We start from the raw sequence: 26,867 nt of genomic DNA on the forward strand, positions 1-26,867 counted from the left end.
CCCCCTTAATAGTCAGCGGCGCCAATTTTTATTACTCCGATAGTATTAAGCATGGCGGAAAATATCCCCCCGGCGGGCGTAAAAAGTGTTATAAAACCCGACTGCGTTTGAACCAACATCAGGTTAAATATGGAGAAAAAGAGAGCCACGCTCATTGGATTGGCCGCTATCGTACTCTGGAGCACCATGGTCGGGCTGATTCGTGGCGTCAGCGAAGGCCTTGGCCCGGTGGGCGGCGCGGCGATGCTCTACAGCCTGAGCGGCATGTTGCTGATCTTTACCGTCGGCTTCCCACAAATACGCCAGATCCCCCGCCCCTATTTACTGGCGGGGAGCCTGTTGTTCGTCAGCTATGAAATTTGCCTGGCGCTGTCGGTTGGCTTAGCTGGTACCCGCCAGCAGGCTATTGAAGTGGGGATGGTCAATTATCTGTGGCCCAGCCTGACGATTTTATTCGCCATTCTGTTTAACGGCCAAAAAAGCAGCTGGCTGGTTATCCCCGGTTTATTCCTCGCTATATTTGGCGTCACCTGGGTATTAGGCGGTGAGCATGGTCTGAATATAGACGAAATTATCAGCAACGTGGTCTCCAGCCCGCTGAGCTATATTTTGGCGTTTATCGGCGCGTTTATCTGGGCGGCCTACTGCACGGTCACCGCGAAATACGCCAAAGGCAAAAACGGGATTACCCTGTTTGTTCTGCTCACCGCCCTGACCCTGTGGCTGAAATTCCTGTTCAGCGAGCAGCCGCCGATGGTCTTTAGCTGGCCGGTGACGATCAAGCTGATCGCGCTGTCCGTCGCCCTGGGGTTTGGCTACGCGGCGTGGAACGTCGGGATCCTGCACGGCAACGTCAGCCTGCTGGCCGCCGCCTCTTACTTTACCCCGGTGCTCTCATCGGCGCTGGCGGCGGTACTGCTCAGCGCCGCGCTGTCGTGGTCGTTCTGGCAGGGCGCCGGGATGGTATGTATCGGCTCCCTGCTCTGCTGGCAGGCGACTCGGCGCTAACCGAGGTCGCCCCCGGCGACGGGCAACGTCACGCCGGTAATATAGCTGGCCTCATCGCTGGCGAGAAACAGGATGGCATTGGCCTGTTCCGCCAACGTACCGTAGCGATGCATCAGGCTGCTCGCCACCGTCTGATCCACCACCTGCTGATACCACTTCTGCTCTTGCGCCGTCGGCTGCTCTTCATTACGCGGCGTCAGGCGCGCAGGCGCCTCGGTTCCCCCCGGTGCCACGGCATTAATACGGATCCCGTTTGCGCTATATTCCAGGGCCAGCGAACGGGTCAGCGCGTTAACGCCGCCTTTCGCTGCGGAATAAGGTACCCGGTTCACTCCCGCCGTCGCCACGGACGAAATATTGACGATGCTTCCCTTTCCCTGCCTGAGCATCCACGGTAGCGCAGCCCGACAGCCCCACAGGGTCGGGAACAGCGAGCGGCGAATCTCCTTCTCAATCTGCTGCGGCTGATATTCGGCAAACGGCCGCGCCCAGATGGTGCCGCCGACGTTGTTAATCAGCACGTCAAGGCGACCAAAATGAGCCACCCCTTCGGCAAACGCCCGCTCGGTGCTTTCCCATTGCTCAAGATCGGCCTCCAGCGCCAGCGCTTCGCTGCCGGAGTCGTTCAGCGCCGCCGCCAGTTCGTGAACATAACGAGAACGGTCAATCAACAGCAGCCGGGCGCCCTCACGCGCCGCCTGCTCAGCCGTCTGTCGGCCTATCCCCTGCGCGGCGCCGGTAATGGCCACGACTTTATTGCTAAATCGCATCGTTGCTCCTTATGCCGCCGCGCTCTGGCTGGCGATAAATTTTTCATACCAGAAACCCGCCGGCGAAACGCCTCTCTCGCGCAGCGCCGTGGCTACCGCATTGACCATCGGCGGCGGCCCGCACAGATAGATATCCACATCGCCATCGTTGAGTATCGCGTCATCGAGATGTTCGGTCACAAAACCGCGCTGCGGGCATCCGCTTTGCGCGTCGGCAACCACCGGCAGCCAGCGATAGGCCGGAAGCTGGCCGGTAAATGCTTCGAGCGCATCAGTTTTCACCAGGTCGCAGTCGCGGGTCACGCCATAGAGCAAGGTGACGGGCCGGGTGCTGCGCTGCATAACCAGCGTTTGCAGCATCGAGAGCAGCGGCGCTAAGCCGGTGCCCCCCGCGAGCAGCAACAGTGGACGCTCGCCGCCGCGCAGATAAAAGCTGCCCATCGGACCGCTTAGCGTCAGACGATCGCCGGGGCTGGCCCGCTGCGTCAGCCACTGACTCATCAAGCCGCCGGGCACGTTACGGATCAGAAAGCTCCCCTCACGCGAGCCCGGTAGAGAGCTAAACGAATAGGCGCGCGCCTGCGGCGTTCCTGGCACCTCAATATTGATGTACTGGCCCGGCAGAAAATCCAGCGGTTCATCCAGCACAACGACCAGCTCAATGGCGGTGTCCGACAGTAGATTTACCTGTTTTACCGCTGCGCCCAGGCTTGCCAGCGCGGTTTTGCACTGGGCCGCCGCGGCCGGAACATCAATGACGCAATCGCTGGTTGGCACCATCTGACAGGTCAGCACCTGACGCTCTGCGGCTTCGTCCTCGCTGAGCGCCTCTTCAAGAAAATCGTCACCCAAACCATATTCGCCGCTGACGCAGCGGCACTTGCAGGTGCCGCAGACGCCGTCCGAGCAATCCATCGGCAGATTCACCTGCTGACGATAGGCGGCATCCAGCACTTTTTCCCCGGCATGGCATTGAATAAAGCGAGTGATGCCGTCTTCAAAATTGAGAGCAATATTAAAGGTCATAAACGCCTCTTAAATGTGGTAAACGTCAATCACCTGACGGATGTAATCGTTATTCAGCCGCACGGTTTTACGGATAATCTGCGGTTTGCCGGCACTTTCAATCAGCGTGCAGCAGGTAGAGCCAAACCAGGTATCCGTCTGCTGATAGCGATGACAGTAGGTGACCCAGTTGTAGCGCACCTCCATCCCCTGTTCGGTTTCGCCAAGCCGCTCAACGTTGCCGATCATGTGGGTGGTTCGCGGTTCCGGCGTGCTGGCCCCGGAGCGTTCCGTTTTGATGCGGTATACCCGGTCTTCGAGGCCATCGCGGTTCGGGTAGTAAATCAGCGAAATTTCGCGCTGCGGATCGCGGGTAAGCTGGTCGTCATCGCCCCAGGCGGGCATCCAGTACACCACCTGCGGGCTGTAGCAGTTCAGCCATTCATCCCACTGGCGATCGTCCAGCAGACGGGCTTCGTAATAAAGAAACTGGCGAACCTGTTCGAGAGTCAGCATCAGGCCACCTCCACGCGTTGAGTGATCGACTGGTCGTAGCGCTGCCGCTCTGTTTCCAGCGCCGCCAGCATCACGTTTTGCCAGTGATGATGATGGGCGATATACAGCGCTTCATCTTCCGATTTCACTCCGCTTAGCTGCGGGCTAAAGCCCGCCTGCAAGGCGTGGTCGTCAGGGCCGTCGACCCAGTGCAGCGCCCCGCGGCTGAGGTCGCTCCATGCCAGATTCTCGCCGAGATAACCGCGCTGACAGGCGCTGAACTCTTCCAGATCGTCAGGCGTCCCCATGCCGCTAACGTTGAAGAAATCCTCATACTGGCGGATACGCAGCGCTCGCGCCTGGTCAGATTCACCTTTCGGGGCGAAGCACCAGATGGTGACTTCGGTTTTATCCACCGCAATGGGGCGGATCACGCGGATCTGCGTCGAAAACTGATCCATCAGGTAGACGTTCGGATAGAGGCACAGGTTGCGCGTTTCGTTGACCATCCGATCGGCGCGAGACTCGCCGAATTCCGCCCGCAGACGTTCGCGATGTTCATAGACCGGGCGCACTTCCGGATTAAGCGCCCGGGTCCAGAGCAGCATATGCCCATTCTCAAAGCCGTATCCGCCGCCGACGCTTTTCGACCAGCCGTTTGCGTCTACCGCGTGCGTTCCTTCCGCTTCGTAGTTGCGGCGCGACATGGTGGAAGCGTAGTTCCAGTGCACCACGCTGACGTGATAGCCATCAGCGCCGTTTTCCGCCCCCAGCTTCCAGTTGCCTTCGTAAACATAGCTCGACGAACCTTTAAGTACCTCCAGCCCTTGCGGCGCCTGGTCGACGATCAGATCGATAATTTTGCGGGTTTCGCCGAGGTACTCCTCCAACGGCTGCACATCAGCATTCAGGCTACCGAACAGAAACCCGCGATACGATTGAAACTTTGGCAGCTTTGTTAAATCATGAGAGCCTTCCTGTTTGAAGCTGTCCGGGTAACCACCGGTGCTTTCATCTTTGGCTTTTAATAGCTTGCCGTTATTGCTGAACGTCCAGCCGTGAAACGGGCAGGTCAATGAATTTTTATTACCGGTTTTGCGCCGACATAACATCGCTCCGCGATGGGCGCAGCTGTTAATTAGCGCATGTAGCTCATTCTTTTTATCGCGGGTTATTATCACCGGCTGGCGCCCAAGGGTCAGAGTGTAATAATCTCCTGGCTGCGCAATCTGGCTCTCATGGGCAAGGAACAGCCAGTTGCCTTCGAAGATATGCTTCATTTCAAAATCAAATAACTGCGGGTCGGTAAATATTGAGCGATGGCAGCGATAAATATGTTTTTCACGATCAACAATTAATGCATTGCTGATTTTATCTTTTAATCTGGCGAACGTTTTTTGCATGAGTCGGCCCCTCCTGCATAATTCAGGAATAGAAAAAAGAGAACTCGTAATTTCGTTTTATTCTCCGGCCGCGATATGGCCGGAGTATAGCATTAACGCAGCGTTTTATTCCTGTGCGCGCAGGCGCGTACTGCGCTGTTCTTCATCGGCGTTAAGCGCTTTACACAGGGTAAAATCAAAGCGTACTTCAGTATGTTCCCCATCCAGTTCGCGCTGCTGAATAAGCTCGCGGTCACTTACTTTTACCGGGTCGGCAATCAGGCCATCGCGGGTAGCGAACGCGAAATCATCCCATAGATATTTGTCACCGTTGAGATTAATCTGGCTGGTCAAATGTTTATAACCTGGCGCAGAGACGAAGAAGTGGATATGCGCCGGACGATTACCGTGGCGCCCCAGTTGGTTAAGCAGCTTTTGCGTCGGTCCATCCGGCGGGCAGCCGTAGCCGGAAGGCATTATGCTGCGCACGCTGTAGCGGCCATCGGCGCCGGTACGGATACGGCGACGCAGGTTGTATTCACTCTGGCTTTTATCAAAGAAAGAGTAGTTCCCAAGGGTGTTGGCGTGCCAGATATCAACGATAGCGTTGGCAACCGGGCGGCCCTGAGTGTCGTTGACCTGGCCGTAAAGCCACATCACTTCCCCCGCATCTTTACCATCATCCATACGGGTATGTCCGTCGGCCAGCGGCGCGTTCGCCACGTACAGCGGGCCTTCAATGGTGCGAGGGGTGCCGGTTTCCCGCTGCTCCGCGGCGTCGATAGCGTCCTGGCGCAGGTCGAGAAAGTGTTCCAGCCCGAGGCCTGCCGCCAGCAGCGCCGCTTCCTGGCGCCCGCCTAATTCATGCAGATAATTCACCGCATGCCAGAACTCCTCTTCAGTGATGTTATAGTCATCAATCAGCGTACAGATGTTTTCCAGCAGGCGGTGAATAATCATTTTAAAACGTTCGTCGCCGCCGCTAATATTTAAGCCCGCGCTTTCGCGCAATAAATGTTGCACAGCATCTGGTTGTACGAATGCATTACTCATAATTAGTCTCACTTATCATTGTAGGATATTCGCCGAATTTCTTCGGCGCGAGGTTAGTGATTATTATTTATTAACGGTCGTCTTCGCGAATCGAGGAGGGATGACGACAGAGCGCCTCCACGCGAATTTGCATAAAGGGATATAGTGGTAAAGCCATTAAGATTTGATGCAATTCCTCAGCATCTTTCACATCAAAAATACTGACATTGGCGTAAAGACCGGCGACGCGCCAAATATGCCGCCACTTACCTTCACGCTGCAGCTGCTGTGAATAATTTTTTTCTCGAAGCTTAATTTCCTCTATTTCGTCAGCAGGAAATCCCAGCGGAATATTCACGGTCATATCGACTTTAAATAGCATACTAATCCTCGCTTATCCTTTGCGGCTATAGAAGCGCAGCTTGTCTTCATCCAGTTCAACGCCAAGACCCGGCGTTTGCGGCAGCGTCACCTCGCCCTCGGCAAAGGTGAGCGGGACGCTGACAATATCGTCCTTCAGCAACAGCGGGCCAAACATCTCGCTGCCCCACTGCAGGGGGAGCGTAGACCAGGCGTGCAGAGAGGCCAGGGTGCCAACGGTTCCCTCAAGCATCGTGCCGCCGTAAAGCCCAATTCCCGCTGCTTGCGCAACTTTCGCTAGCGCCAGTACGCTATTGGGCCCCCCCGCTTTGGCAATCTTCAGCGCATAGGCGCCGCTAAACCCCTGCTGCGCCAGGCGATATCCATCGTAGTGGGTCGCCACCGCTTCATCGGCCAGAATGGCCGTGTCGATATGATGACTGAGGCGCACCAGCGCAGCGTTATCCTGAGCGCCGACCGGCTGTTCAATCAAATCCACGCCCATCGCCGCCAGCTCGCGGCAGCCTTTTGCCGCTACGGTGGCGTCCCACGCCTGATTCACGTCGACGCGGATGCTGGCCCGGTCGCCCAGCGCTTCAACAATCGCGCGCGTGTGGCGCAGGTCGGTCTCCAGCGCCCGGGCGCCGATTTTCAGCTTAAACGCCTGATGGCGGCGCTCCGCAAGAAGCTTTTCGCCCTCGGCAATATCTTTCTCGGTGTCGCCGCTGGCCAGCGTCCAGAGAACCGGCAGCGAGGTCGTCAGCGCCCCGCCAAGCAGCGCCGAAACCGGCAGACCGAGCGCTTTACCCTGCGCATCCAGCAACGCGGTTTCAATCGCCGATTTGGCGAAGGTATTGCCTTTAACCGCGCCGTCCATACGGCTGGTCAGGGCATTTAAATTATCGGCCGCCTGACCTTTCAGCAACGGCGTCAGGTAGTGGTTTATCGCCGATACGATGGCTTCCGGGCTCTCCACGCCGTAGCTGAGTCCGCCGATGGTGGTCGCTTCGCCAATCCCGCAAATGCCATCCGAGCGGGTAACCCGGATTATCGCCAGCGTCTGACAGCCCATCGTGGTCATGGAGAGTTTATGCGGCCGAATGGTCGGGATATCTACCAACCAGCTTTCAATACGTTCAATGGTCGCGGTCATCTTTTTTTCCTGGTGATGAAATACATAACTTTTCCTACCCCGGTTCATAACGTGGGGTAACGATGCTGATGACAATAGGACTGCGCAATGGAGAGGGTCAACGGCGATAATCGAAATGTTGTGCGATTATCGACGCAGTTGTTAAGTTGAGGTTAATAATGTGATCGGCGTGGTAAAACCAGCACCAGGAATCCCCGCGTTTTTTACCCGCGATATAGTGATGCTCCGTGAGCCTATATCTTCAACAATCGAGGGGGTTATATGAGCGAAAAACAACCTGGCACACTCAGCGCCCGCCAGGCTGAACACGACCCTAACTTTATGTTATCCCTGGCGCGCGGTCTGGAGGTGCTGAACGCGTTTAGCCCCCAGCGGCAGCGCCTGACCATCTCCCAGCTTAGCCAGAAAACGCAGATCTCACGCGCGGCAGTGCGCCGCTGTCTGTATACCCTTGCCGCGCTGGGGATGGTGCACAGTCCGGATGGCCGCAGCTATGAACTGCTGCCTCGCGTACTGGCGGTGGGCCACGCTTATCTGGCCGGAACGCCGCTGGCTAAAGTCGCGCAGAGCGCGCTGGATACGCTGGGTAAAAACCTGGGAGAGTCCTGTTCCGCCGCCACGCTGGACGGCGATAACGTTCTGTATATCGCCCGCACGGCGGTGAATAATTTGCTCAGCGTGGATATCGGCCGCGGCAGCCGCCTGCCGGCATGGGCGACTTCCATGGGACGAGTCCTGCTGAGCGCATTGCCAGAAGAGCAGCTAGAGGTGACGCTGTCACGGGCAAATTTAATCCGCTATACCCCGCATACCCTCTGCGATATACCGGGATTACGCGAAGAGATTGCCAGAGTGCGCATGCAAGGCTACGCGCTCGCCGATCGGCAAATTGAGGTGGGATTGTGTTCGCTGGCGGTACCGCTGCTTTCCCGCAGCGGCCAGGTGGTAGCGGCGCTTAACGTTGGCGTTCCCGCAGGCAGCACCAACGCCGCGGCGTTGAAAGAGAAAGCCCTGGCCCCGTTACGGCGGGCGGCGATGGCGCTTTCTCTTCAGCTATAAAGGATTAATTGAGTTCAGGCGCTTTTGCCAGGCTTCGCCAAATCCCCGCCGCCAGCAGCAGAAGCAGGACGCCAGCCGTCGCCAGCACGGTACTGTGCGAGTGAATAAACGCCGCCTTCGCCGCCTCAAGCAGGCTTTGCGCCGGAATGGCGGGCAGCGACTGCGCCAGCTTAATCGCCTCGCTGATGGAGGAGGACGCCTGCTCCGCCGCCGCGCCCTCGATCCCCTGCGGCAGGACGATTGACGAGGTGTAGCTGCGGGTCAGGATCAGGCCAAACAGAGCGATGCCCAGGCCCGCGCCCAGTTCATAGGCCATGGTCTCGATGGCCCCCGCCGCTGCCGCTTTCTCCTTCGGCGCAGCGGCCATGATCGCCGAGCTGGAGGCCAGCAGCGCGCTGGCGACGCTGAAGCCCAGCAGCGTCATCAGCCCCCATGCCTGCCACTGCTGCGTGCTGAAATCGGTCATCGACAGGCCGAGGAAGCTCAGCGCGCTCAGCAGCATTCCGCCGGTGGCGACCTCGCGCAGCCCCAAACGCGACACCAGCATGCCGGCGATCGGTCCGCTGAAACCGCTTGCCACCATCACCGGCAGCATAAACAGCCCGGCTTCAAAAGGCGTTTTGCTATGCACAAACTGCAGCTCCTGCGCCATCAGCAGCTCAAACCCCACCAGCGTAATCAGCGCGGTCATCGCCATCATCACCCCGCTTAAAATAATGCGATGGGTAAACAGACGCATATCGACCATCGGCCGCGTTGCCGAGAGCTGTTTGCGCACGAACCAGAACAGCATCGCGGCGCCCGATACCGCCACCAGCCCGGTTAACCACAGCGCCATTTGCCCTTTGAGCGCCGTCTTGGCGCTAAACACCAGCATCAGGATGGCGGCGATGAGGATCAGCGCCTGGAAAAAATTGAGCGGCTGCTCGCGCCGCGCGGGCTGGCGCGGCACCACTTTGGCGTTAATCGCCATCACCAACAGCACGATCGGCACGTTGATCAGGAATACCGACCCCCAGTAAAAGTGCTCCAGCAGCATGCCGCCAATCAGCGGGCCAAACGCCGCGCCGCCGGAACCGACTGCCGCCCATAGACCCAGCGCCATATTGCGCTGTTGCGCTTGCGAAAAGGTGCTGCGGATACCGGCAAGGGTCGCCGGGACGATCATCGCCGCCCCCACCGCCAGCAGCGCGCGGGAGGCAATCAGCGTCTCCGCGGTTGGGGAAAACGCCGCCGCCAGCGACGCCGAGCCAAAAATACCGCTGCCAAGCAGGAGCAGCCGTTTAAAGCCGATTTTATCGCCCAGTGCGCCCATAGGCAGCACCATGCCTGCCATGACCAGCGAATAAATATCAATAATCCACAGTAGCTCGTTGCCGCTGGTGCCCAGCGCTACGCTAAGCGTGGGCGCGGCCACGTGGAGAACGGTGGCGTCAATCGCCACCGGAATATAAACCAGCAAAATCGCCATCAGCGTCAACCATTGCCGAGACATACTACCTTTCCTCAAAGTTAAATATTGGACAGCTGTCCAGGAAAGCGATCCTGCCGGAATGTTGAACGAGTGTCCAACTTTTTGTTACTATCGGCAAAAAAACCGGGGTCACAAACGTTATGAGCTACTTAAATCGCGATGCGCGTCGGGAAGTTATTGTACAGGCGGCCATGCGCGTGGCGCTTCAGGGCGGGTTTAGCGCCATGACCGTTCGCAATATCGCCGCCGAAGCCGGCGTTTCCGCCGGCCAGCTGCACCACCATTTCACCTCCGCGGGCGAGTTAAAGGCCCATACCTTCGTGCGCCTGATCCGCGAAATGATGGATATGCCGCTGGTCGCCGACGATGCCACATGGCGCGAACGCCTGTTTTCCATGGTGGGCAGCGATGACGGCAGACTGGAGCCCTACATTCGTTTATGGCGCGAAGCGCAGCTGCTGGCCGATAGCGACGCTGACATTAAAGGCGCGTATCTGCTGACGATGAGCATGTGGCATGAAGAGACGCTGAAAATAATCCAGCGCGGGACCGAAGCGGGTGAGTTCAGGCCAAATGATCCCGCGGAAAGTATCGCCTGGCGGCTGATTGCCCTCGTCTGCGGTCTGGATGGTATTTACGCCCTGGGAATGAAGGAAATTGATGATGCCGCCTTTAACCAACATATCAATCATTATATTTCGCTGGAATTATTTTAATTCGGGTTACACTTTGTAACAAATAATCCCCACCTATTATTCGCGCGTCTCTTTTAGACGCGTTTTTCTTATCTATTCTTCATTCATTACAACAGATACATCACCCATCCCCTGGTTTTATTCCTTTTATTAATTTGCTGTTTTACAAGTTTATTCTTTTTGACTGACGACTGTTCATTCGAGGGCAATATGCAGAGCAAAAATGAGAAAAAGAATCATTATCTTTTAAAAGAGTGGAAACCAGAAAACGCGGCGTTTTGGGAGAATAAGGGAAAGAAAATAGCCCGCAGAAATCTTTGCATTTCCGTAGCTTGTCTGCTACTCGCTTTTTGCGTCTGGATGCTATTTAGCGCCGTCGCCGTCAATCTCAATAAGGTTGGCTTTAATTTTACTACCGATCAGCTCTTTTTATTAACCGCCCTGCCTTCGCTCTCTGGTGCAATATTACGCGTGCCTTACTCCTTTATGGTACCTATATTTGGCGGGCGCTACTGGACGGTATTAAGCACGATTATTCTGGTCGCGCCCTGCATCTGGCTGGGCATAGCTATACAGAACACCGCTACTCCTTTTTGGGTATTTATTACGATTGCTTTACTCTGCGGTTTTGCCGGGGCGAACTTTGCGTCCAGCATGGGAAATATCAGTTTTTTCTTTCCTAAAGCGAAACAGGGCAGCGCCCTGGGCATCAACGGCGGCCTCGGTAATCTCGGCGTCAGCGTGATGCAGATGATCGCCCCGGCGGCGATTTTTGTGCCCATTTTCGCCTTTCTTGGCGTACACGGCGTGCCTCAGGAAGATGGTTCAATCCTCGCGCTAAGCAACGCCGCCCTCGTCTGGGTACCGCTGCTGGTGATAGCCACCATCGCCGCATGGGTAGGCATGAACGATATCGCCAGCGCGAAGGCATCCATTCGCGATCAGCTCCCGGTGCTGAAACGCCCGCATATGTGGCTGCTGAGCCTGCTCTATCTGGCCACCTTCGGCTCGTTTATTGGTTTTTCCGCGGGTTTTGCCATGCTGGCGAAAACCCAGTTTCCCGACGTTAACATCCTTAAGCTGGCCTTCTTCGGGCCGTTTATCGGCGCGCTGGCGCGATCGTTTGGCGGCATAATCTCCGACCGCCTCGGCGGCGTGCGGGTAACGCTGGTCAATTTTGTGCTGATGGCGCTGTTTACCGGCTTGCTGTTTCTTACCCTACCCGGCTCCGGCTCAGGTAGCTTTCTCGCCTTTTACGTCGTGTTTATGGGCCTGTTTCTGACCGCCGGTCTCGGCAGCGGTTCCACCTTCCAGATGATCGCCGTGATCTTCCGCCAAATCACCATCGACAGCGTGAAGAAACGCGGCGGCAGCGACGAGCAGGCCCAGCACGAAGCGGTGACCGATACCGCGGCGGCGCTCGGCTTTATCTCCGCCATCGGCGCGATTGGCGGCTTCTTTATCCCGAAAGCCTTCGGTACCTCGCTGGCGATGACCGGCTCTCCGGTCGGGGCGATGAAGGTCTTCTTTGTGTTCTACGTGGTCTGCGTGCTGGTGACCTGGCTGGTCTACGGCCGGCGCAAACCGGCAAAAAAATAACGACATCTTTTTTAGCGGATGGCGGCTGACGCCTTATCCGGCAAACGGGATCGTAAGGTCTTGTCAGGCCGGACATTATCGAAGCAGGAGAAATGTCATGAGTAAACTACTGGATCGCTTTCGCTACTTTAAGCAGAAAGGCGAGAGCTTTGCCAACGGTCACGGACAGGTGTACAACACCAACCGCGACTGGGAGGACAGCTACCGTCAGCGCTGGCAGTTCGACAAAATCGTCCGCTCAACGCACGGCGTGAACTGTACGGGCTCCTGTAGCTGGAAAATTTACGTCAAAAACGGGCTGGTGACCTGGGAAACCCAGCAAACCGACTATCCCCGCACCCGCCCTGACCTGCCGAACCACGAGCCCCGCGGCTGCCCGCGCGGCGCAAGCTACTCCTGGTACCTGTATAGCGCCAACCGTCTGAAGTATCCGCTGGCGCGTAAGCGGCTGATTGCGCTGTGGCGCGAAGCGCTGGCCCAGCATCCGGATCCGGTAGAGGCGTGGGACAGCATCATGCGCGACCCGGTAAAAACCCTTAGCTACAAGCAGGTTCGCGGCAAAGGCGGGTTTATCCGTTCAAGCTGGAAGGAGCTGAACCAGCTGATCGCCGCCGCCAACGTCTGGACCATCAAAAACTACGGCCCGGACCGGGTGGCGGGCTTTTCGCCGATCCCGGCGATGTCGATGGTCTCTTACGCCGCCGGTACCCGCTATCTGTCGCTGCTCGGCGGCACCTGCCTGAGCTTCTACGACTGGTACTGCGACCTTCCCCCCGCCTCGCCGATGACCTGGGGCGAACAGACCGACGTTCCCGAATCCGCCGACTGGTACAACTCCAGCTATATCATCGCCTGGGGCTCCAACGTCCCGCAGACCCGGACGCCGGACGCCCACTTTTTTACCGAAGTGCGCTACAAGGGCACCAAAACCATCGCGATTACCCCGGACTTTTCGGAAGTCGCCAAGCTCAGCGACCAGTGGCTGGCGCCGAAACAGGGTACCGATAGCGCGCTGGCCATGGCGATGGGCCAGGTGATCCTTAAAACCTTTCACCTCGATAACCCCAGCGATTATTTTCTCAACTACTGCCGCACCTACACCGATATGCCGATGCTGGTGATGCTTGAACGCCGCGAGGAGGGTTTCTACGTTCCCGGCCGTATGTTGCGCGCCGCCGATCTGGTTGACGATTTGGGCGAAAGCAACAACCCGGAGTGGAAAACCGTCGCTTACAGCAGCACAGGCAATCTGGTTGCCCCTAACGGCTCAATTGGCTTCCGCTGGGGAGAGAAAGGCAAATGGAACCTCGAACAGCAGGCCGCCGGGCAAGCGATTGAACTCTCGCTGTCGCTGCTGGATAGCCGTGATGACGTGGTAACGGTGGGTTTCCCCTACTTCGGCGGCAACGAAAACCCGCACTTTCGCAGCGTTAAGCAGGAGCCGGTAACCCTGCATCAGCTGCCGGTTAAACAGCTGCCGCTGGCCAACGGCGAAACCGGCCTGGTGGTCAGCGTCTATGATCTGATCCTCGCCAACTACGGGCTCGATCGCGGTTTAGACGATCCCAACGCCGCGCAGGACTTCGGCGAGATGAAAGCTTATACCCCGGCGTGGGCCGAACAGATAACCGGCGTCCCGCGCCAGCACATCGAGCAGATCGCCCGTGAATTTGCCGATACCGCGCACAAAACCCACGGGCGGTCGATGATTATCCTCGGCGCCGGCGTCAACCACTGGTACCACATGGATATGAACTACCGGGGGATGATCAATATGCTGGTGTTCTGCGGCTGCGTCGGCCAGAGCGGCGGCGGCTGGTCACACTACGTTGGCCAGGAGAAGCTGCGCCCGCAAACCGGCTGGCTGCCGCTGGCGTTCGCCCTTGACTGGAACCGCCCGCCGCGCCAGATGAACAGCACCTCTTTTTTCTACAATCACGCCAGCCAGTGGCGCTATGAGAAGCTGATTGCCCAGGAGCTGCTGTCGCCGCTGGCCGACGCCAGCCAATTCAGCGGCAGCCTTATCGACTTTAACGTCCGGGCCGAACGCATGGGCTGGCTGCCCTCCGCGCCGCAGCTGGGCGTCAACCCGCTGACTATCAAGGAACAGGCCGCCGCTGCGGGTCTTTCCCCTGCCGACTACACCGCCCGGGCGCTGAAGTCCGGCGAGATCCGCTTCGCCTGCGAACAGCCGGATAACGGCAAAAACCATCCGCGTAATCTGTTTATCTGGCGCTCTAACCTGCTGGGCTCTTCCGGCAAGGGCCACGAGTATATGCTCAAATATCTACTGGGTACCGACAGCGGTATTCAGGGCGATGAGCTGGGCGCCAGCGATAACGTGAAGCCCGAAGAGGTGGAGTGGCAGACCGCGGCCATCGAAGGCAAGCTCGACCTGCTGGTGACCCTCGATTTCCGCATGTCCAGCACCTGCCTGTTCTCCGATATCGTTCTGCCGACCGCCACCTGGTATGAAAAAGACGATATGAACACCTCGGATATGCATCCGTTTATCCACCCGCTGTCGGCCGCGGTAGATCCGGCCTGGGAATCACGAAGCGACTGGGAAATCTACAAAGATATCGCCAAAACCTTCTCCGAGGTCTGCGTCGGCCACCTCGATAAAGAGACCGACGTGGTGCTGGTGCCGCTGCAGCACGACTCCCCGGCGGAGCTGTCGCAGCCCTTCGAGGTGCTGGACTGGCGGAAAGGCGAATGCGAGCTGACGCCGGGTAAAACCGCGCCGTCGATCGCCGTGGTTGAGCGTGATTACCCGGCGACTTACGAGCGCTTCACCTCCCTTGGCCCGCTGCTCGACAAGCTGGGCAACGGCGGCAAAGGCATTACGTGGAACACCCAGAGCGAAGTCGATTTCCTCGGCAAGCTGAACTACGTCAAGCTGGACGGCCCGGCGAAAGGCCGCCCGCGCATCGACAGCGCCATCGACGCCTCGGAAGTGATCCTCGCCCTGGCCCCCGAAACCAACGGCCAGGTGGCGGTAAAAGCCTGGCAGGCCCTCGGCGAATTTACCGGCCGCGAGCACACGCACCTGGCGCGCAATAAAGAGGATGAAAAAATCCGCTTCCGCGATATTCAGGCCCAGCCGCGCAAAATCATCTCCAGCCCGACCTGGTCTGGCCTCGAGAGCGAGCATGTTTCCTACAACGCCGGCTATACCAACGTCCACGAGCTGATTCCCTGGCGCACCCTTTCCGGCCGCCAGCAGCTGTATCAGGATCATCCCTGGATGCGCGCCTTTGGCGAAAGCCTGGTGGTTTATCGACCGCCGATTGATACCCGCAGCGTCAGCCAGATGAAAGCGATCCCGCCCAATGGCTTCCCGGAAAAAGCGCTCAACTTCCTGACGCCGCACCAGAAATGGGGCATCCACTCCACCTACAGCGAAAACCTGCTGATGCTGACCCTGTCGCGCGGCGGGCCGATCGTGTGGATCAGCGAAACCGACGCCCGCGAGCTGGGTATCGAAGATAACGACTGGATCGAGGCCTTCAACGCCAACGGCGCGCTCACCGCCCGCGCGGTGGTCAGCCAGCGCGTACCGCCGGGCATGACCATGATGTACCACGCCCAGGAACGCCTGATGAATATTCCGGGCTCGGAAGTCACCGGCCGGCGCGGCGGGATCCATAACTCGGTGACCCGCGTGTGCCCGAAACCAACCCATATGATCGGCGGCTACGCCCAGTTGGCTTACGGTTTCAACTATTACGGCACCGTCGGCTCCAACCGCGATGAGTTCATCATGATCCGCAAAATGAAAAATATTGACTGGCTGGATGACGAAGGTCGCGATGGGGTACAGGAGGCGAAAAAATGAAAATACGCTCACAGGTCGGCATGGTTCTCAATCTTGATAAATGCATCGGCTGCCACACCTGTTCCGTCACCTGTAAAAACGTCTGGACCGGACGCGAAGGGATGGAATACGCCTGGTTTAACAACGTCGAAACCAAACCGGGCATCGGTTATCCGAAAAACTGGGAAGACCAGGAGGTATGGGAAGGCGGCTGGGTGCGCGACGTTAATGGCAAAATACGCCCGCGTCTGGGCGGCAAAATGGGCGTCATCACCAAGATCTTCGCCAATCCGGTGATACCGCAGATTGACGACTACTATGAGCCGTTTACCTTTGATTACCAGCATCTGCACAACGCGCCGGAGGGCAAACATCTGCCTACCGCCCGCCCGCGCTCGCTTATCGACGGTAAACGGATGGATAAAATCATTTGGGGGCCCAACTGGGAAGAGCTGCTCGGCGGCGAATTTGAAAAGCGCGCCCGCGACCGTAACTTCGACAAGATTCAGAAGGAGATGTACGGCCAGTTTGAAAACACCTTCATGATGTATCTGCCGCGCCTGTGCGAGCACTGCCTGAATCCGAGCTGCGTCGCCACCTGCCCGAGCGGCGCCATCTACAAGCGCGAAGAAGACGGCATCGTGCTGATCGACCAGGACAAATGCCGCGGCTGGCGTCTGTGCATCAGCGGCTGCCCGTACAAGAAAATCTACTTCAACTGGAAAAGCGGCAAATCGGAGAAGTGCATCTTCTGCTACCCGCGCATCGAGTCCGGACAGCCCACCGTCTGCTCGGAAACCTGCGTCGGACGTATTCGCTATCTCGGGGTGCTGTTGTACGACGCCGACCGTATTGAAGAAGCCGCCAGCACCGAGCGCGAAATCGATCTCTACGAGCGGCAATGCGAGGTGTTCCTCGACCCCCACGACCCGGCGGTGATTGAAGAAGCGCTGAAACAGGGGATTCCGCAAAACGTGATTGATGCCGCCCAGCGCTCGCCGGTGTACAAAATGGCGATGGACTGGAAGCTGGCCCTGCCGCTGCATCCGGAATATCGCACCCTGCCAATGGTCTGGTACGTGCCGCCGCTGTCGCCGATTCAGTCCTACGCCGACGCCGGCGGTCTGCCGAAAAGCGACGGCGTGCTTCCGGCCATCGAAAGCCTGCGTATTCCGGTGCAGTATCTCGCCAATATGCTCAGCGCGGGCGATACCGGCCCGGTGCTGCGCGCGCTGAAGCGCATGATGGCGATGCGTCATTACATGCGCTCGCAAACGGTGGAAGGCGTCACCGATACCCGCGCCATCGAGGAAGTGGGCTTAAGCGTTGAGCAGGTCGAGGAGATGTACCGCTATCTGGCGATCGCCAACTACGAGGACCGCTTCGTGATCCCGACCAGCCACCGTGAAATGGCGCGCGACGCTTTCCCCGAGCGCAACGGCTGCGGCTTTACCTTTGGCGACGGCTGCCACGGCTCCGACAGCAAATTCAACCTGTTCAACAGTAGCCGTATCGATGCCATCAACATCACCGAAGTGCGCGATAAAGCGGAGGGGGAATGATGCAAATCCTCAAAGCGATCGGCCTGCTGATGGAGTACCCGGATGAGTTTCTTTGGCAGTGCAAGGAGGAGGTGCTGAGCATGGTGCGTCGCGACGCCCCCCTGCTCGACGACTTCGCCGCGGCGATGCTGAATGCCCCGCTGCTGGACAAGCAGGCCGAATGGTGCGAAGTGTTCGACCGGGGCCGCGCCACGTCGCTGCTGCTGTTTGAACACGTTCACGCCGAGTCTCGCGATCGCGGCCAGGCGATGGTCGATCTGCTCGCCCAGTATGAAAAAGCGGGCCTGGTGCTCGACTGCCGCGAACTTCCCGACCATCTGCCGCTGTATCTGGAATACCTCAGCATATTGCCGGAAGCCGAAGCCCGCGAAGGGCTGCAAAACGTCGCGCCGATTCTGGCCCTGCTGGGCGGGCGGCTCAAGCAGCGCGATACGCCGTGGTACCTGCTGTTTGACGCCCTGCTGAACCTTGCCGGAAGCCCTCTTTCAAGTGACAGTGTCACGAAGCAGGTCAAGCAAGAAACACGGGATGACACCCGGCAGGCGCTGGATGCGGTCTGGGAAGAAGAACAGGTGAAATTTATCGAAGACAACGCTACGGCCTGTGACAGCTCACCGTTACAGCAATATCAACGACGCTTTAGCCAGGACGTGGCGCCGCAGTACGTCGACGTCAGCGCGGGAGGCCCGAAATGATACAGTACCTGAACGTCTTTTTTTACGACATCTACCCCTACATCTGCGCGACGGTCTTTTTCCTCGGCAGCTGGCTGCGCTACGACTACGGTCAGTACACCTGGCGCGCCTCCTCCAGCCAGATGCTGGATAAACGCGGGATGGTAATCTGGTCGAATCTGTTCCATATCGGCATACTCGGCATTTTCTTTGGCCATCTGTTCGGCATGCTAACGCCGCACTGGATGTATGCCTGGTTTTTGCCGATTGCGGTCAAGCAGCAGATGGCGATGGTGCTCGGCGGCGTGTGCGGCGTTCTGACGCTGATTGGCGGCGCGGGGTTGCTCTGGCGCCGTCTGACCAACCAGCGCGTGCGCGCCACCTCGACGATGCCGGACATTATCATCATGAGCATTCTGCTGATTCAGTGTCTGCTCGGGCTGAGCACGATTCCTTTCTCGGCGCAGTATCCTGACGGCAGTGAAATGATGAAGCTGGTTGGCTGGGCGCAGGGCATCGTGACTTTCCGCGGCGGCTCGTCTGAAATGCTCAGCGGCGTCGCCTTTGTCTTCCGCGTGCATCTGGTGCTGGGGATGACGATTTTCCTGCTGTTCCCGTTCACCCGCCTGGTTCACGTCTGGAGCGCGCCGTTTGAATATTTCACCCGCCGCTACCAGGTGGTGCGTTCAAGACGCTGAGCAAAATCGGCAATCATCCCGGGTGACGGCGTCAACGCCTAACCCGGGCCACAGGATCCTGTAGCCCGGCTAAGCATCGCGCAAGCCGGGTAACATCCACGTTTGACAGCCAATGGTTCTGTACGATGTTTATTTTCCGGCCTCGGGATGGGTATCAAACGCCGCCATCACCGCCGCCAGCTCCGCTTCGCTGAAGCCGTATTTGGCATCATCGACGCCGAGGCCAAAACGCGTTTTCAGCGCTTCATACAGCGCCGGAACATCCGCTAAATCCAGCTTTTCGACCACATGGTTTTTATCCCAATGGGTAAAGTGGAAATTGGTCAGCGTCATCTTGCCGCCGTCCGGTAAATGGCGACACATCAGCAGATGGTGGCGGAAGTGCGACTGCGGCCAGTGCGCCGACCAGAAGTTGCCCATCACATAGTCAGCAGCGTACTGGCGACCTAAATCAAAATGGTACATCGACTGCCAGTGGCCGTGATGGCTAAACTGCAGCGCCCACTCATCCCCTTCGTAAATCAGGCGATACTCGCCGTGCGGCGTGGCTTGTTCAATATCCGCCAGCAGCTTAATCGGCGCGGTGAGGGTCTGGCCGCCGAAGCCGACGTCGGCAATCCAGCGTTCACCCTCCACGTCCACCAGCAGCAGCCGGTGGGTTCGCGGCGGCATATGCGGCGGATTGGCCAGCACCACGCGGCCCAGAAGGCTGCGCACGTTAAAACCGATCTCGCGCAGCGCCCTCTCAAGCAGGCCGTTTTGCTCAAAGCAGTAGCCGCCGCGGCGACCATGAATCAGCTTATCCTCAAGGGTACGATCGTCGAGATGAATCTCTCTGGGCAGCAGCACATCGAGATTCTCAAAGGGGATGGCGCCATTATGATGGATATGCAGTTCGCGCAGGGTGTTCAGAGATACATCCGGGGTGCCCACCCAGCCCAGGCGAGAAAAATAGGCGCTTAAAAAGGGACTCATCAATGCCTCCAGCAATCGGTGTCCGACATTTATAGCCTTTTTTTGTCGCCTGATGGCGTATTTTGTGCGATCGGCGTTATTCGCGCGCGCCCCGCTGCATCAACGCCAGCGCGCTGAGCATCAGCCCCAGACCGGTAAACAACGTCAGCGAGGCCATCGCCATGCCTTGTCCTGGGGATCCCTGCTCAAACTGACGCCAGATAAACACCGCCACGGTTTGCGTCCCGGCGGGGGCCAGCAGCAGCGAGGTCACCAGCTCGCGTGAGGCGATGGCAAACACCATCAGCATCGCCGCCAGCAGCGCCGGAAAGACCAGCGGCAGGACGATCAGGCGCAGCGCCTGCAGGGGCGTGGCGCCGTGCACCCGCGCGGCGGGCTCAAGGTTATGACCAAGCTGGCGCAGCGCGCTGCCAACGTAGCGCACCGGCCACGGCAGCAGTAGACAGCAGTAGGACAGCAGCAGCATAAACCCGGTGTTGTAAGGCGACACCGGCCAGAACGGCTGGTTCCACAGCAGAATCAGCCCGACGCCGACCACCACGCCCGGCAAAGCCGCCGGCATCAACGACAGCGCATCGACGATCGCGCTGCCCTTCATTTTCTGCACCAGCACCAGCCATGCCGCCAGCAGGCCAATGACGCCGACAATCAGCGCCGAAGCCAGCGCCAGCGAAAGGCTGGTGCCCAGCGCCGACAGCGCGTCGCCCTGCTGGGCAAACAGCGCCGTGAAATGGCGGAGGGTAAAGTTATCGCCATGAATACCGCCCGACAGGGTACTCATCAGGCTGGTCAGCACCATCGATGCTCCCGGCAGCATCACGGCCACGCCCCCGACGCTCGCCATTAACAACGTCGCAGGAAGCGCCAGCCAGCCCAACTCCGCCCCGCTATTCTCTCCCGGTTTGCCGGTGACGCTGGTGACCTCTTTATCGCCTGTCAGCCGTTTTTGCAGCCACCAGGCCAGCAGCGCCACCGCCATCAGCAGCAGCGACAGCAGCGACGCGCCGGGGAGATCGATTGGCCAGTCGGCGAGCTTTTTCTCAATTCCCACGGTGAGCATCAGCAGACCCGCGCGCGGCCCGAGGGCCGCCGGAACGCCGTACTCTTCTATCGCCAGGGTGAACGCCAGCAGCATCCCCGCCGCCAGCGCCGGTGAAAGCATCGGCAGCGTGATGTGCCAGAACGCCCGCCAGGCGCAGGCCCCGTGCACCCGAGCGACGATCGCCAGCCGCTGACCGCTCGCCAGCAGGCTGCGCGAAACGGCAAAATAGACCACCGGGAAAATATTGAGCGTCATCACCAGCACAATCCCGCTGCGGCTAAACAGCAGATCGTTGAGATCCCAGCCGGTTAGCTGTTGCAGATAGCCGTTGCTTTGCAGCAACAGCGTCCACGCCAGCACAGCGATATAGGGCGGCGTAAGAAACGGGATCAGAAACAGCACATCCCACAGCCGCGGCAACGGCACATTAAACAACCCGCGCAACACGCCCAGCGGCAGGCCGATCAGCACGCTCATCAGCGCCACGCCGCAGGCCACCCACAGGGTACCGCCGAGCATCATTGGCAGCTGCGGGTCGGCAATCAGCGCCGCCACGCCGCTAAACGCGCCTTCCAGCGATCCGGCGCTAAACCGGGGGAAAATTGCCTGCAGAACAATAAAGAGCAGCGGCAACGCCACCAGCACCAGCAGCACCGCCAGCGTGCCAGCGGAAATCAGTTTCTGTTTCACGGTATTTTCCTGAATACGATCTTTCCCGGCTCGCGCTGCGCTTAGCCGGGCTACAGGGTCACAGCCATCTGCGGTCCGGTAGCCCGGACAGGCGCGCCAGCGCCGCCTCCGGGGAATGTGCCGGGGCAAATTTTCGCAGCCCCGGGCAAAATCGGTTTACTGGGCGAAAAGCGTATTAAAGCGGGAAAGCACCGCGCTGCGGTCGCTCTTGCCATCGCTGACGGTTGGCAGAATTTTTAGCTCGTTGAGCAGCGGGCGCTTCGCCGGAACATCGCTGCGGGCGGGCATCAGCCAGGCATCGGCGACCCGGGCCTGGCCTTCCGGCGACAGCACATAATCCACGAAGGCTTTTGCATCGTCAGCATGCTGGCTGGTTTTGAGGATCATCATCGGCCGCGGAGCAATCACCGTGCCGCTGGCCGGGAAAATCACCTTCAGCGATTCGCCCTGATCGATATTGCCGTATGACACATAATCGACCGCGCCGAACACCGCCGCTTTCGCCCCCTGCATCACCGGCGTCACCGCCTGGGCGTTCGGCCCGCTAACCACCATGCCGTTGTTTTTTAAATCGTCAAACAGCGCCCATGCTTTATCGCCCATGCCATTCTGTAACCCGATCAGCAAATCCAGCGATGCGCCGGAAAGCGCCGGGTCCGGCGTCGTCACTTTGTTTTTGAACGCCGCTTCGGTCAGGTCGCGCCACTCTTTCGGCTCCGGGGTGCCGCTTTTGCTGTTCCACACAATCCCCAGCGCCGAAATACCCTGGGCAACGTAATCGGCGGATTTCAGGTTGGCCGGAACCTTATCGGCGTTGGCGCTCTGGTACGGCAGCAGCCAGCCGCGATGATGGAGATCCTCCGCCGTATCCCACGAAGCGGAGATCAGCACATCCGCCTGCGGGTTAGCCTGTTCGGCCTCAAGACGCGCCATCACCTTGCCGGTGGTGGCCTGGAAAATATTCACCTTAACGCCGGTTTTCAGCTCATACCCGCTGGCGAGGCTTTTCGCCAGCGAGCCCGGACCGGCGGTATAAACGGTGAGCGCGTGGGCGCTGGAAATCATTGTGGCGGACAACATCATCGCGAGCACGGCTCCTTTCTTAACGGTCATAACGGCTTTCATGCGGGTTCCCCTGAGGATGAAGAAACGGCGCGGACGGCGGCAACGCAGCCCGCGGATAAATGCACAATCTTGTCGGCCAGCAGTTCGGCTTCGCGACGGTCGTGGGTGACGTAGACGGCGGTGATGCCCAGCTGGCGCAGCAGGCGGCTCATTTCGATGCACAGCGACTCGCGCAGCTCGCTGTCGAGATTGGAGAGCGGCTCGTCGAACAGCAGCACGCGCGGTTCGGCGACGATGGCGCGGGCCAGCGCGATGCGCTGCTGTTGGCCGCCGGAAAGCCCTGACGGTTTGCGGTCGGCGAAGCCGCTGAGGCCGACCAGCGCCAGCGCCTCCTCGACCCTATGCTGACGTTGCTGACGCCCGACGCCGCGCATGCGCAGCGGAAAAGCCACGTTCTGCGCCGCCGTCATATGCGGCCACAGGGCGTAATCCTGGAAGACCATGCCGAGATCGCGCTGCTCCGGCGGCATCCCCCAGCCGGCTTTCGCCACCAGGCGATCGCCAAAGTGAATGCTGCCGCTGGCGGGTACGGTTAATCCGGCGAGCAGGCGCAGCAGCGTGCTTTTACCGCAGCCCGAAGGCCCCAGCAGCGCAACAGTGCTGCCCGCATCGATATGCAGATCGATCTGATTAAGCACGGTGTGGGCGCCGAAGGCGAAAGAAACGCCGTCGAGTTTAATGCTGGTCAGCGCGCGCATTATCGCCCTCCCCGATGGGAAAGCGAGGCTCTGCCCGCGGTCAACATCCGCCGGCGCGCGCTCACCTGAGATAAATTCAGGGGAGCTAACATCTTGTTATCCTCTTTGGGACTTAGTGACGCCGACTATAGGGAGCCTCGATGACGTATTGATTACATTTTCATTGCGGATTAACGTGTTGTCTGGCATCAGACCCATTTACCAAGGAACGCATATGAGCCGTTTTCGCCACGTGGAACTCCAGTACGCCAGTCGCCTGCTCAACCATGGCCCGACCATTCTGATAACCAGCTATGACGCCCCGTCTCAACGCCGCAACGTTATGGCCGCCGCGTGGTCGATGCCGGTGGAGTTCGCCCCGCCGCGGCTGGCCATCGTGGTGGATAAAAGCGCCTGGACACGGGAAATTATCGAGCGCAACGGCACCTTCGGCATCGTCGTCCCCGGCGTCGAAGCCGCCAGCTGGACCTACGCGGTCGGCAGCATCAGCGGGCGCGATGAGGATAAATTTAACGCTTATGGTATTCCGGTGGTGCAAGGCCCGGAGCTGGGATTGCCGCTGATTGAAGAAAAGTGTCTGGCGTGGATGGAGTGCCGACTGCTGCCGGCAACGGCGGCTCAGGAGCAGTACGATACGCTGTTTGGCGAAGTGGTTTCCGCCGCCGCCGATGAGCGCGCCTTCGTCACCGGCCGCTGGCAGTTCGACGACGATAAAATTAATACCCTGCATCATCTCGGCACCGGCAACTTTGTCGCCAGCGGTCGCCACGTCCGCGCCAATACCCCGGAAGAGTAGGCTCCCTCATTGACGCAGGCGCGGTTAGCGGCCTGCTCGCTTCATCCCGGGGGCGGCGCAGAGCGCCTTGCCCGGGCGACAGGACCGCAGACCGCTGAGGGCGCGTAGCCCGGACAGATGCGCAGCATCGCCTCCGGGGAGAGAACTACCGCTGCAAACGACGCCGGTCTTCGCTGGGAGTCAGGCCAAAAACCTTTTTATATAAGGTGGTAAAGTGATTGCTGTTGGCAAAACCGCATAAATAAGCCACTTCGGTGATCGTCATATCGGTTTCGCGTAATTTTACGCGCGCCGAAACTAATCTCAGCCGCTTTAAATAATTATCCGGGGTCAGTCCCGTCGCCTCTTTAATATGACGAAAAGCGGTCCGCGTAGTCAGATGAAATTTATCCGCCAGCTGCTGCCAGTTATGTTCTTCAAAACAGTGCTCCTGTAGCCAGGTCAGCAGCTTATGCAGCTTATATTTGGTATTACTGTATTCGGCTTCGGTTTCCGCATGCAGAATCGTCGTTACCAGCTGGAAAAACGCGGCTTCTCTCAGGGCGATATTTCCTGCCTGCCGCAGCTCGCGTGAAAAGATTTTGTCAACCAGCTCCTTGCAGGTATGGCGGGTGTCCGGAGCCAGCCAGCCGTAACAGGCGGCCTTCCGCGCGGAGAAGGTCTGCAATAACGTATCGAGCTGCTGTAAATAATGGAACTCTACCAGTGGGTTAATCAATACGTTAATTAACTTCAGCGTTCCCAGCTCATCATAATAATGTACATCGCCCGGCTGAACGTAAAAAACGTCCCCCTGTTGAATATATAATGGCCGGCCATTAATAACGTGTAAACCGTGTCCTTGCTCAACGATCACCAGTTCAGCAAATTCGTGACTGTGTTCATGGCTATTATCTTCCGGGTCACTGGCGTACATCCCCAACTTATCCTGCGGATGGGTGAAATAATACTCAACGGTTAACATCATCGATTAAGTCCAAAACGACATACGGTGCACGGGCAAGATAATGCATTTCACCGGCGGCCACGAGTCAGATTTGTGGAATTGTGATCGCCGACCCGCCCACCCCATTATCAGTGCCATTTTGTCAAATGCATTGGCATTGCCAGAGTGGTTGCCGCGGGCGGCGGCGTCTTATGCTGCGGACAATTAAACACAGAGGACGCAGTATGTCACAGGCAATTCAGCATAATTCTCAGGTCACGATGACTCGCCACCCGCATTTTCTACGCATCGCCGAGGCGCTCCGGCCCGCGCTGCGCCGTCAGGCGCATCTGCCGAGCGCGGTGGTGGAAGCCCGCGCCGACGCCGCGGCGCTCTTTGGCTGGCGCGCCGAGCCGGTGAGCACCCTGGCCGCGTTTTACCAGCGCGAGCTGACCAGCGGCGATAGCGTCATTATTGATTTTGGCAGCCACTACGTTGGCTACCTGCATTTTCTCTGCCGGAGCGCCGGGAGCCCGCCGGACGCTCCGGCCCATCTGCAGTTCACCTTCGGCGAAACGCTGAGCGAAGTGTGCGAACCGTTCAGCGATTATCAGGGCTGGCTCAGCAGCAGCTGGCTGCAGCAGCAGGATCTGTGGCTTGATGTCCTGCCCGCCGAAGTTGATCTCCCGCGTCGCTACTGTTTCCGCTACCTGAAGGTGGAGGTCAAAGCCGTTTCGCGCAAGTTTCGTCTGCAGTTTGACCAGATCCAGGTTAATGCCGTTACCTCAGCCAGCGGCGCATGCCCGGCGGCGACCACCTCCGACCCGCAGCTCCAGGCCATCGATAGCATCGCCGTTTTGACCCTACAAAACTGCATGCAGGAGGTGTTTGAAGATGGGCCCAAACGCGACCGCCGCCTGTGGCTCGGCGATTTACGTCTGCAGGCGCTGGTCAACGATGTCACCTTCGCCCGCCACGATCTGGTGCGCCGCTGCCTGTACCTTTTCGCCGGGCATACTCGCGAGGATGGGATGGTGTCGGCCAACGTGTTCGTCCAGCCGGATGTCGTTGCGGACGATACCTTTCTGTTTGATTATTCATTGTTTTTTGTCGACGTTCTTTATAACCATTGGCAAAGCGCCGAGGACGTTGAAACGGCCCGCGAGCTGTGGCCCACGGCGCGCCGTCAGGTAGAGCTGGCGCTAAGCCGCTGCGGCCCCTCCGGTATTGTGCGCGATAGCGACGACTGGTGGGTGTTTATCGACTGGCAAGCGTCGCTGAATAAACAGGCGGCGGCGCAGGGCGTGCTGATTTACTGCCTGCAGCGCGCGGTCTGGCTGGCGGAACGCTTTGAGCCTGAATTAGCCGCCCGCTATCGCACCCGTTTACAGCAGCTTAAAGCGGCGGCGCTTGATTCGTTCTGGGACGAGCGGCAAGGCTTCTACATTAGCGGCCCGCTGCGCCAGGTCTCATGGGCATCGCAAATCTGGCTGGTGCTGGCGGAAGTCGGCACGCCGCAGCAGAGACGGGAGATCATGCGCAACCTGGAGAAAAATCCCCCCGCCATCGCCATGAACACGCCGTACCTGCGTCACCACTATATCGCCGCCCTGTTGCAGTGCGGGCTGCGGGATGAAGCGATTGCGCAGATCAAGGCCTACTGGGGCGCCATGGTCGACTACGGCGCCGATACTTTCTGGGAAATCTTCGACCCGGCGCATCCTGACTTTTCCCCTTATGGCAGCAAACTGATCAACAGTTACTGCCATGCGTGGAGCTGCACCCCGGCCTGGTTTATTCGCCAGTACGGACTTTAACAACAACGATAAGCGA

22 protein-coding genes and 1 pseudogene are annotated in these 26,867 nt (G+C 58.7%); 10 read left to right on the forward strand and 13 right to left on the reverse strand.

Annotated elements, in window-relative coordinates:
• Window positions 1–129 precede the first annotated feature (129 nt).
• Complete coding sequence (gene yddG / locus ACE3MN_RS13690) at window positions 130–1,008, forward strand: aromatic amino acid DMT transporter YddG (RefSeq protein ID WP_004138101.1); 879 nt, start codon at window positions 130–132, stop codon at window positions 1,006–1,008.
• On the opposite strand, the gene benD is transcribed toward yddG, so the two are convergent.
• The 7 genes from benD to ACE3MN_RS13725 form a co-directional block, all read right to left on the reverse strand.
• On the reverse strand, window positions 1,005–1,778 hold the full coding sequence (gene benD, locus ACE3MN_RS13695; protein WP_004138104.1) for a benzoate diol dehydrogenase BenD: 774 nt from the start codon (window positions 1,776–1,778) through the stop codon (window positions 1,005–1,007). The genes yddG and benD overlap by 4 nt on opposite strands.
• A 9-nt stretch (window positions 1,779–1,787) precedes the next feature.
• Window positions 1,788–2,804 (reverse strand): benzoate 1,2-dioxygenase electron transfer component BenC, encoded by a 1,017-nt coding sequence (gene benC / locus ACE3MN_RS13700; RefSeq protein ID WP_004138105.1) that lies wholly within the window; start codon window positions 2,802–2,804, stop codon window positions 1,788–1,790.
• A gap of 9 nt (window positions 2,805–2,813) precedes the next feature.
• Window positions 2,814–3,299, reverse strand: a complete 486-nt coding sequence (gene benB / locus ACE3MN_RS13705) for a benzoate 1,2-dioxygenase small subunit (RefSeq protein WP_024358234.1) — start codon at window positions 3,297–3,299, stop codon at window positions 2,814–2,816.
• Window positions 3,299–4,681, reverse strand: coding sequence for a Rieske 2Fe-2S domain-containing protein (locus ACE3MN_RS13710; RefSeq protein WP_024358235.1), 1,383 nt, complete (start codon window positions 4,679–4,681; stop codon window positions 3,299–3,301). Before ACE3MN_RS13710 ends, benB begins: the two co-directional genes overlap by 1 nt.
• A 105-nt stretch (window positions 4,682–4,786) precedes the next feature.
• Window positions 4,787–5,713, reverse strand: coding sequence for a catechol 1,2-dioxygenase (catA, locus tag ACE3MN_RS13715; RefSeq protein WP_102649838.1), 927 nt, complete (start codon window positions 5,711–5,713; stop codon window positions 4,787–4,789).
• A 70-nt stretch (window positions 5,714–5,783) separates the two neighbouring features.
• Window positions 5,784–6,074 carry a muconolactone Delta-isomerase gene (gene catC / locus ACE3MN_RS13720; RefSeq protein ID WP_004138111.1) on the reverse strand — a complete coding sequence of 97 codons (291 nt, stop codon included), beginning with the start codon at window positions 6,072–6,074 and terminating at the stop codon, window positions 5,784–5,786.
• Between the two features lie 12 nt (window positions 6,075–6,086).
• Window positions 6,087–7,253, reverse strand: coding sequence for a muconate cycloisomerase family protein (locus ACE3MN_RS13725; RefSeq protein ID WP_162685322.1), 1,167 nt, complete (start codon window positions 7,251–7,253; stop codon window positions 6,087–6,089).
• A 172-nt stretch (window positions 7,254–7,425) separates the two neighbouring features.
• On the opposite strand from ACE3MN_RS13725, the pseudogene ACE3MN_RS13730 reads away from it, so the two are divergent.
• Window positions 7,426–8,264: pseudogene (locus tag ACE3MN_RS13730) on the forward strand (IclR family transcriptional regulator C-terminal domain-containing protein).
• Between the two features lie 4 nt (window positions 8,265–8,268).
• On the opposite strand, the gene ACE3MN_RS13735 reads toward ACE3MN_RS13730, so the two are convergent.
• Window positions 8,269–9,759 (reverse strand): MFS transporter, encoded by a 1,491-nt coding sequence (locus ACE3MN_RS13735; protein ID WP_049085248.1) that lies wholly within the window; start codon window positions 9,757–9,759, stop codon window positions 8,269–8,271.
• Between the two features lie 119 nt (window positions 9,760–9,878).
• Here ACE3MN_RS13735 and ACE3MN_RS13740 point away from each other — a divergent pair, with 119 nt between their 5' ends.
• From ACE3MN_RS13740 to narI, 6 genes are all read left to right on the forward strand, one after another.
• A complete protein-coding gene (locus ACE3MN_RS13740; protein WP_024358241.1) occupies window positions 9,879–10,454 on the forward strand; it encodes a TetR family transcriptional regulator in 576 nt (191 codons plus the stop codon).
• 189 nt (window positions 10,455–10,643) lie between these two features.
• Window positions 10,644–12,032 (forward strand): NarK family nitrate/nitrite MFS transporter, encoded by a 1,389-nt coding sequence (locus ACE3MN_RS13745; protein ID WP_102649839.1) that lies wholly within the window; start codon window positions 10,644–10,646, stop codon window positions 12,030–12,032.
• Window positions 12,033–12,129: 97 nt separating this feature from the next.
• Window positions 12,130–15,870 carry a nitrate reductase subunit alpha gene (locus tag ACE3MN_RS13750; RefSeq protein ID WP_102649840.1) on the forward strand — a complete coding sequence of 1,247 codons (3,741 nt, stop codon included), beginning with the start codon at window positions 12,130–12,132 and terminating at the stop codon, window positions 15,868–15,870.
• The gene (narH, locus tag ACE3MN_RS13755; protein ID WP_004138127.1) at window positions 15,867–17,411 is read left to right on the forward strand and encodes a nitrate reductase subunit beta; all 1,545 of its coding nucleotides are present in this window, start codon (window positions 15,867–15,869) and stop codon (window positions 17,409–17,411) included. The genes ACE3MN_RS13750 and narH overlap by 4 nt, the downstream gene beginning before the upstream one ends.
• The gene (gene narW / locus ACE3MN_RS13760; protein ID WP_004138128.1) at window positions 17,411–18,106 is read left to right on the forward strand and encodes a nitrate reductase molybdenum cofactor assembly chaperone; all 696 of its coding nucleotides are present in this window, start codon (window positions 17,411–17,413) and stop codon (window positions 18,104–18,106) included. The genes narH and narW overlap by 1 nt, the downstream gene beginning before the upstream one ends.
• Complete coding sequence (narI, locus tag ACE3MN_RS13765; protein ID WP_004138129.1) at window positions 18,103–18,783, forward strand: respiratory nitrate reductase subunit gamma; 681 nt, start codon at window positions 18,103–18,105, stop codon at window positions 18,781–18,783. The genes narW and narI overlap by 4 nt, the downstream gene beginning before the upstream one ends.
• 129 nt (window positions 18,784–18,912) lie before the next feature.
• On the opposite strand, the gene nhoA is transcribed toward narI, so the two are convergent.
• The 4 genes from nhoA to ACE3MN_RS13785 form a co-directional block, all read right to left on the reverse strand.
• The gene (nhoA, locus tag ACE3MN_RS13770; RefSeq protein WP_024358243.1) at window positions 18,913–19,758 is read right to left on the reverse strand and encodes an N-hydroxyarylamine O-acetyltransferase; all 846 of its coding nucleotides are present in this window, start codon (window positions 19,756–19,758) and stop codon (window positions 18,913–18,915) included.
• Between the two features lie 76 nt (window positions 19,759–19,834).
• Complete coding sequence (locus tag ACE3MN_RS13775; RefSeq protein ID WP_102649841.1) at window positions 19,835–21,490, reverse strand: ABC transporter permease; 1,656 nt, start codon at window positions 21,488–21,490, stop codon at window positions 19,835–19,837.
• A 156-nt stretch (window positions 21,491–21,646) separates the two neighbouring features.
• Window positions 21,647–22,615, reverse strand: coding sequence for an ABC transporter substrate-binding protein (locus tag ACE3MN_RS13780; protein WP_102649842.1), 969 nt, complete (start codon window positions 22,613–22,615; stop codon window positions 21,647–21,649).
• Entirely contained in the window at window positions 22,612–23,316 is a 705-nt protein-coding gene (locus tag ACE3MN_RS13785) for an ABC transporter ATP-binding protein (protein WP_162685325.1), read from the reverse strand. The genes ACE3MN_RS13780 and ACE3MN_RS13785 overlap by 4 nt, the downstream gene beginning before the upstream one ends.
• A 211-nt stretch (window positions 23,317–23,527) precedes the next feature.
• Here ACE3MN_RS13785 and ACE3MN_RS13790 point away from each other — a divergent pair, with 211 nt between their 5' ends.
• On the forward strand, window positions 23,528–24,109 hold the full coding sequence (locus ACE3MN_RS13790) for a flavin reductase family protein (RefSeq protein WP_024358247.1): 582 nt from the start codon (window positions 23,528–23,530) through the stop codon (window positions 24,107–24,109).
• 145 nt (window positions 24,110–24,254) lie between these two features.
• Here the strand turns inward: ACE3MN_RS13790 and ACE3MN_RS13795 are convergent, their stop codons facing one another.
• The gene (locus ACE3MN_RS13795) at window positions 24,255–25,076 is read right to left on the reverse strand and encodes a helix-turn-helix domain-containing protein (protein WP_004138139.1); all 822 of its coding nucleotides are present in this window, start codon (window positions 25,074–25,076) and stop codon (window positions 24,255–24,257) included.
• A gap of 203 nt (window positions 25,077–25,279) precedes the next feature.
• Between ACE3MN_RS13795 and ACE3MN_RS13800 the strand changes: the two genes are divergently transcribed.
• Window positions 25,280–26,851 carry a family 78 glycoside hydrolase catalytic domain gene (locus ACE3MN_RS13800; RefSeq protein ID WP_064342630.1) on the forward strand — a complete coding sequence of 524 codons (1,572 nt, stop codon included), beginning with the start codon at window positions 25,280–25,282 and terminating at the stop codon, window positions 26,849–26,851.
• Window positions 26,852–26,867 lie beyond the last annotated feature (16 nt).

Origin of the sequence: Klebsiella grimontii (assembly GCF_042137965.1) — a bacterium.
Lineage (GTDB): Bacteria > Pseudomonadota > Gammaproteobacteria > Enterobacterales > Enterobacteriaceae > Klebsiella > Klebsiella grimontii.